This window comes from Streptomyces sp. NPDC088254, assembly GCF_044740925.1.
Taxonomy (GTDB): domain Bacteria; phylum Actinomycetota; class Actinomycetes; order Streptomycetales; family Streptomycetaceae; genus Streptomyces.
The window spans coordinates 753747-760473 of sequence record NZ_JBIURQ010000002.1 but is presented as its reverse complement, the minus strand read 5'-3'; the positions used below and the strand labels follow the sequence as shown (position 1 = coordinate 760473).

Sequence of the window (6727 nt, the reverse complement as noted above, 5' to 3'; positions counted from 1 at the left end):
TCCGCCACGGTCGTCACGACGCTCGAAGGAACGGCCACCACGGTCGTCCCGACGGTCGTCACGGCGCTCGAACGAACGGCCACCACGGTCACGGTCACGGTCGCGGTTGAAACCGCCACGGTCGTCACGACGCTCGAAGGAACGGCCACCACGGTCGTCCCGACGGTCGTCACGGCGCTCGAACGAACGGCCACCACGGTCACGGTCGCTGCGGTCGATGTCCCGCGCGGCCGGCTGCTCCGGCACGGAGACCTCGGCCACCGCCGACGCCTCCGCGGCCTCGACGGCCGCCGCCTGCGCCTCGGCCACCGCCGCCTCGGGGTCCTCGCCCCGCTCGCGCGCGACCCGGGCGACCAGCCGGTCGGCCTCCTCGCGCAGCTCGGTCGCACGACGCTGCGCGCGCTCCAGCTGCTTGGTGAGCTGGGAGACCTCGCGCTCGGCCTGCTGCGCGGCGTTGCCCGCGGACTCGGCCTGGACCTCCGTCATCGAGCGGGCGCCGGTGATCTCGGCGACCTCCGGGTCGAAGGCGGCCCCGCCCTGGATGATGTGACGCCCGGCGTCGACGCCCGCGTCCTCCATCAGACGGAAGATCTGACGCCGCTGGTGCGGCAGGGACAGGGAGACGACCGTGCCGGTGCGGCCCGCGCGGGCGGTGCGGCCGGCCCGGTGCAGGTAGTCCTTGTGGTCGCCGGCCGGGTCGACGTTCAGCACCAGGTCGATGCCGTCGACGTGGATGCCGCGGGCCGCCACGTCCGTCGCGACCAGGACGTTGACGTAGCCGTCCTTGAAGTCGGCCAGCGTCCGGGTGCGCGCGCCCTGGGTCATGCCGCCGTGCAGCGCGTCCGCCTTCACGCCCGCCTCGCGCAGCTGCTCCGCGACACGGTCCGCGCCGAGCTGGGTGCGGACGAAGATGATGGTGCGGCCCTTGCGGGAGGCGATCGCGGCGGTGACCGGCGCCTTGTCCTTGGGCTTCACGATCAGGATGTGGTGCGACATGGTCGTGACATTGCCCTGGGCGCTGTCGACCTCGTGCGTGACCGGGTTGCTCAGGTAGCGCTTGACCAGCGTGGAGATCTCGTTCTCCATGGTCGCGGAGAACAGCATGCGCTGACCGCCCGCCGGGACCTGGTCGAGCAGCTCCGTCACCTCGGGCAGGAAGCCCAGGTCGGACATCTGGTCGGCCTCGTCGAGGACGGAGATCTGCACGTCCTCCAGCGAACAGGCGCCGCGGTTGATGATGTCGCGGAGGCGGCCGGGGGTGGCGACCAGGATGTCGACGCCGCGCTCGAGGGCGTAGATCTGGTTGCCCATCGACGTACCGCCGCAGACGACCTTCATCTTCAGGCCGAGGACGTCGCCGTACGGCTGGAGCGCGTCGGCGACCTGCATGGCCAGCTCGCGCGTCGGGGTCAGGATGACCGCGCGGGGCTTCTTCTTCTCGGTGCGGCCGCCGGCCAGCGTGGCCAGGGTCGGCAGACCGAAGGAGAGGGTCTTGCCGGAGCCGGTGCGGCCACGGCCGAGGATGTCCTTGCCGGCCAGGGCGTCCGGAATGGTCGCCGCCTGGATCGGGAAGGGGGTGGTCACGCCGTTCTGCGCCAGCTTGCGCACGACGCCCTCGGGGAGGCCGAGGTCCGCGAAGGTGAGCTCGGGAGTCTCGTCGACCTGGGTGTCGGCGGCCTCGTCGTTCACGAGGTCGGCGTCGACGTTCTCGGTCACGACGTTCTCGGGCACGACGGCGTGATCAGTACTGGAAATGGACATGCGAATGCGAAACCTTCCGGAGTCTCGTCGGCACGCGCCCGTCAACTCCGTGTTCGCATTACGACCGCCTCTATGCGGTCCGCCGCCACGGCAAAGGAGAGTACGCGCCACACGGCGCGCTCTGCGGTGGCGCCGGGCAAATGGGATCAAACGATCTACCACCATACGCACCCTGCACCCCCTAAGGCAAACCGAGCTCTGTAGACGTACGTCACACCCGACACAGCCGGCCCCACGCCGAGGCGCGCCCCGCCCGAACGCGAACGAGCCGCCACCGCAACGCCCTTGAGCCGGCACACCTACACCGGCACCCCCGCCACCGGCGCCGGCTCCCGCTCGACCAGCTGCGGCGCCGGCTCCTCGTGCGCCGACGACGACGGCTCGGCGACCGTCGGCTCCGGCACGCTGGGCAGGGGCGGATCCGGCTGCGGGGCCGGCGTCTGCGGTTCGGCGGGACGCGTGGGCGCCGGTTCCTCCTTCGGCGGTTCCGGCACCCCCGGCTTCTCGCTCTGCCCGGGCTTGCCCGGCTGCGTTTTCACCGACGGCGCCGCGCTCACCTTCGGCGAGGCGGATTCCGACGGGGCCGCCGACGCTCCCGGCTCGCCCTTCTTCCCGCCCTTGCCCCGCCCGTGCCTGCCCTCGCCGCCCGCCGTGGCGAAGCCGTGCCCACCGGCCCACCCGCCGCCCCCGGCGTCCGCCGCCCCACCGCCCCGATGCCCCACCGAGTGCGACGGCCGGACCCGGCCGCCCTCGTCGTCGCCCACGCTCATGCAACCGGCGGCCGCTGCGACGACCAGGACCGTGGCGGCCAGGCGAACGGGTAGGTACAAGGGGCGCACGGGCCACCTCCGGTGACGAAGCGGGAGTCAACCACTTCAACTCCCGCCACCCGCAGGAGGACACGCGACCCGAAGGCCCGGCCGCACGCACCCCCTCAGCCGAGGGCGGCCATCAGCGGCTCGGGCGGCCCGAGCGACTCAGCCGTACCCCAGCGCGTGCAGCCGCGCGTCGTCGATCCCGAAGTGGTGGGCGATCTCGTGCACCACCGTCACCTCGGTCTCCGCGACGACCTCCTCCCGCGTCGCGCACATCCGCAGCGTCGGCCCCCGGTAGACCGTGATCCGGTCCGGCAGCACTCCCGCGTACCACTCGCCGCGATCGGTCAGCGGGGTCCCCTCGTACAGCCCGAGCAGCTCGGGATCGTCCGTGGGCGGCTCGTCCTCGACGAACACCGCGACGTTGTCCATCAGCCGCGTCAACTCCGGCGGAATCCGGTCCAGCGCCTCGGCGACCAGTTCCTCGAACTCCTCGCGCGTCATCTCCAGCACACGCCCATTCTCCGGTACGACACCGCCGTACGAGGGGTGCGAACGGCCCGCATATCCGGTCGCGCGCTTGGGCATACGCGACGAATGGTCCGCGTCCGCGTCCCCCTCCGCGCCTCCGCCGCCGCCCTGAACCCCATGAAGCACCGCAGGCCCCGCTCCCGCCCCGCCGCTCCCCGCACCGCCCCCGAACTCGCCGCCCGGCCCCGCCCGTGGACCCGCGCCCTCGGTCTCACCGCCGTCGTGCTGCTCGGCGCCTGGCTCGGGCTGCTGATCGTCGGCGACGTCCGCGCCCCCGTCGGACCGATGAACACGACGATGACCCTGCGCCCCTCCACCACCGGCGGCACCAAGATCAACGTCTCTCCGCTGGGCGCCCTCCAGCTGGACAGCCACACCGGGCCCGTCCGGCTGGACGTCAACGTCGACCAGCTCGACCCCGTCCGCGCCCAGGCCCTCGTCGACCATCCCGAGCGCCTGTCCGGCCTCCAGGACGAGATCGCCCGCGACGTCGAGCACGGCACCCTCGACCTCGCACTCCGCTCCTGCGTCGCCGTCGTCACCGGCGCCACCGCGCTCGGCCTCGCCGTCTACCGCCGCCCCCGCCGCGCCCTCGCCGCCGGCGGCCTCGCCCTCGGCCTCCTCACCGCCTCGGGCGCCACCGCGTGGGCCACCTGGAACCCCAAGTCGGTCCTCGAACCGCGCTTCTCGGGCCTGCTCTCCTCGGCCCCCTCCCTGGTCGGCAACGCCCGCAGCATCGTCACCGAGTTCGACGTCTACCAGAAGGAACTTGCCCGGCTGGTCACGAATGTGACCAAGCTCTACGACGTCACCTCGACCCTCCCGACCTACCAGCCGGACCCCACCACCGTCCGCGTGCTGCACGTCTCGGACATCCATCTCAACCCCGCGAGTTGGAAGATCATCTCCTCCCTCGTCGACCAGTACGACGTGGACGTCATCGTCGACTCCGGCGACACCATGGACCACGGATCAGCGGCGGAGAACGGCTTTCTGGATCCCATCGCCGACCTCGGCGCGCCCTACGTCTGGGTCCGGGGCAATCACGACTCGGCGACCACCCAGCGCTACCTGGAAGGCGTCCGCAACGTCCACGTCCTCGACGACGGCCGCGCCGTGACCCTCGCGGGCCTGCGCTTCGCCGGCGTCGGCGACCCGCAGTTCACCCCCGACCGCTCGACCGAACAGAGCGGCCAGGACGTTCAGGAAGCGGCCGGCGACCGGCTCGCGGACGCGCTCCGCGCCCAGCGGGCGGCCGGCACGCCCGTCGACGTGGCCGTCGCCCACGAGCCCGCCGCCGCCCGCCGCACCGACGGCGAGGTGCCCCTCGCCCTGGCCGGTCACGTCCATCACGAGGACATGGAGATCCTGAAGAACGGCACCCGGCTGCGCGTCGAGGGGTCGACGGGCGGCAGCGGCCTGCGTGCCGTCGAGGGCAAGTATCCCGATCCCATCCAGGCCTCGATCCTCTACTTCGACCGCGACACCCGGCGTCTCCAGGCCTGGGACGAGATCAGACTGGGCGGCCTGGGCCTGACGACCGCCGAGGTCAGCCGCCACCTGCCGAAGGAGAACCAACCGGGCGCCACCACCTCGCCCAGCCCTTCCGGAACGCCGACGGGACCGTCCGGAGCGTTGACGGGCGCACCGCCCACGGCCCCCGCGAACACCCCTCCCACAGGGGCTCCCGGCGCCCCGTCCCGGACTCCCTCCGCACCCGCCCGGTAAACCGTTTTGGCGATCCCTCCCGCCATCCCATATGCTTCTCACGTCCCCGACGCGCTGAGAAGCGCCCAGGCGGGCCGATAGCCCTCATCGTCTAGCGGCCTAGGACGCCGCCCTTTCAAGGCGGTAGCACGGGTTCGAATCCCGTTGGGGGCACGCATCACCGTGTGCGACACTGTCGTACACAACGCTTGGTCCTGTGGAGCAGTTTGGAGTGCTCGCCACCCTGTCAAGGTGGAGGCCGCGGGTTCAAATCCCGTCAGGACCGCTGAGGTTTCACGTGAAACCTCGTGGCTGGGTAGCTCAGTTGGTACGAGCGTCCGCCTGAAAAGCGGAAGGTCGCCGGTTCGACCCCGGCCCCAGCCACAGCCCGGAAGCCCTGTCCTCGCGGACAGGGCTTCCGCTTTTTCGCCACACCGGATCCGGGCTTCCCAGAGGTTCCGGGTATGTGCGCGCCTCCAGGCGGGGCGGGGCCAGGCGGTACAAGCCAAAACATTTTCTCCTGGTCCTCACAACCCTTCCATCCGTCCGCCGGTCAGACTGTCAGGCTGGCTCAGCGGGCCCACAGACAACGCCTACGAACGGTAGAGGGATGACGACGACGCACCGAACGGGACAGGTCGACGCGACCACGGACCTGGGAGGTGAGGGAGCAGCGGCGCAGAAGACACCGCCGACGCAGACCGCGCCCGCCTCCGGACGCGTGATCGTGTCCCGCTCGGGTGCCGGCGGGGGGCGGCTGGCCGCGCTGGACGGGCTGCGGTTCCTTGCGGCGCTGGCGGTGGTGCTCTTCCACTTCATCGGTCAGAAGCCGAAGACGATGGTCCACCTCTGGGGCCGCACGCCGGAGAACATCTTCCCGGACGCCCACCCGGTCTTCGCCTTCGGACGGCTCGGCGTCGACCTGTTCTTCCTGATCAGCGGCTTCGTCATCTGTATGAGCGCCTGGGGCCGCACCCCGCGCGACTTCTTCATATCCCGCGTCACCCGCCTCTACCCGATGTACTGGATCGGGGTCGTGGTCTCGGCGATATGCATCAAGTTCGCCGGTGCGCCGTTCGGGAGCACCGAGCCGCGGGTGATCCTCGCCAACCTCACGATGTTGCAGAAGCCGCTGGGCGTGGAGCACCTGGACTCGGTGTACTGGACGCTCTGGCCCGAGCTGTGCTTCTACCTGACCTTCGCGGTCGTGGTGTGGAAGGGCCTCACCTACCAGCGGGTGCTGGTCTTCGCCGGGCTGTGGACGGTGGCCGCCGTGCTCGCGCCGGCCGCGGACCTGCCGCTGCTGACGCTGGTGGTCAACCCGCCGTCCGCGCCGTACTTCATCGCCGGCATGGCCTTCTACCTCATGTACCGCTTCCGTCCGACGCCGCTGCTCTGGGGCGTGGTCGGTATGTCGTGGCTGCTGGCGCTGCACTTCCTGCTGACGCCGGGCGGGGGCCGTATCAGCTGGAACGAGTGGTCGCCGTGGCGCGGCTGGCTGATCCTGGTGATCACGGCGTTCTTCTTCATGATCGCCGCTATCGCGCTGGGCTGGACGCACCGGATCCGCTGGCGGTGGCTGAGCGTCGCGGGCACGCTCACCTTCCCGCTGTACCTGCTGCACAGCCCCATCGGCCTGACCGTCGCCTACCGCTTCGGCGACCGGGTCGACCCCCGGCTGCTGATCGTGGGCACGGTGATCGGCCTGGTGCTGCTCTGCTACGTCGTGCACCGCTTCGTCGAGCGCCCCTTGGCCACGGCCATGCGCCGCTGGCTGAAGACGGCCCGCTTCCGTCCGGCGAAGCCGGTCGCGTCGTCGGCAGCCCCCTCGTCGTCCTCCGCCGGGCACCGCCAGGGCTGAGTCCCACACCGCCCGCAAAAGGGTTCGCCAGGTTTTTCCCCGGGATGAGATC

At 71.2% G+C, this 6727-nt stretch carries 5 protein-coding genes and 3 tRNA genes; 5 read left to right on the top strand and 3 right to left on the bottom strand.

All coding sequences use genetic code 11. The features are described 5' to 3' along the window. The 3 genes from ACIOC0_RS10410 to ACIOC0_RS10400 all read right to left on the bottom strand — a co-directional run. Window positions 1-1761, bottom strand: a 1761-nt coding sequence (locus ACIOC0_RS10410) for a DEAD/DEAH box helicase (RefSeq protein ID WP_402154310.1), incomplete at its 3' end; no start/stop codon positions are given. Window positions 1762-2060: 299 nt separating this feature from the next. Further along, on the bottom strand, window positions 2061-2600 hold the full coding sequence (locus ACIOC0_RS10405; protein WP_402154308.1) for a hypothetical protein: 540 nt from the start codon (window positions 2598-2600) through the stop codon (window positions 2061-2063). A 138-nt stretch (window positions 2601-2738) separates the two neighbouring features. After that, complete coding sequence (locus tag ACIOC0_RS10400; RefSeq protein ID WP_402154392.1) at window positions 2739-3089, bottom strand: metallopeptidase family protein; 351 nt, start codon at window positions 3087-3089, stop codon at window positions 2739-2741. 84 nt (window positions 3090-3173) lie between these two features. Here ACIOC0_RS10400 and ACIOC0_RS10395 point away from each other — a divergent pair, with 84 nt between their 5' ends. The 5 genes from ACIOC0_RS10395 to ACIOC0_RS10375 all read left to right on the top strand — a co-directional run bounded on the left by ACIOC0_RS10395 (window position 3174) and on the right by ACIOC0_RS10375 (window position 6675). Next, window positions 3174-4835 (top strand): metallophosphoesterase, encoded by a 1662-nt coding sequence (locus tag ACIOC0_RS10395; RefSeq protein WP_402154306.1) that lies wholly within the window; start codon window positions 3174-3176, stop codon window positions 4833-4835. Between the two features lie 80 nt (window positions 4836-4915). After that, window positions 4916-4988, top strand: a tRNA-Glu gene (locus ACIOC0_RS10390). A gap of 37 nt (window positions 4989-5025) precedes the next feature. After that, window positions 5026-5100 (top strand) — tRNA-Asp (locus tag ACIOC0_RS10385). 24 nt (window positions 5101-5124) lie between these two features. Then, window positions 5125-5198, top strand: a tRNA-Phe gene (locus tag ACIOC0_RS10380). Between the two features lie 226 nt (window positions 5199-5424). After that, window positions 5425-6675 carry an acyltransferase family protein gene (locus ACIOC0_RS10375; protein ID WP_402154304.1) on the top strand — a complete coding sequence of 417 codons (1251 nt, stop codon included), beginning with the start codon at window positions 5425-5427 and terminating at the stop codon, window positions 6673-6675. Window positions 6676-6727: the final 52 nt, after the last annotated feature.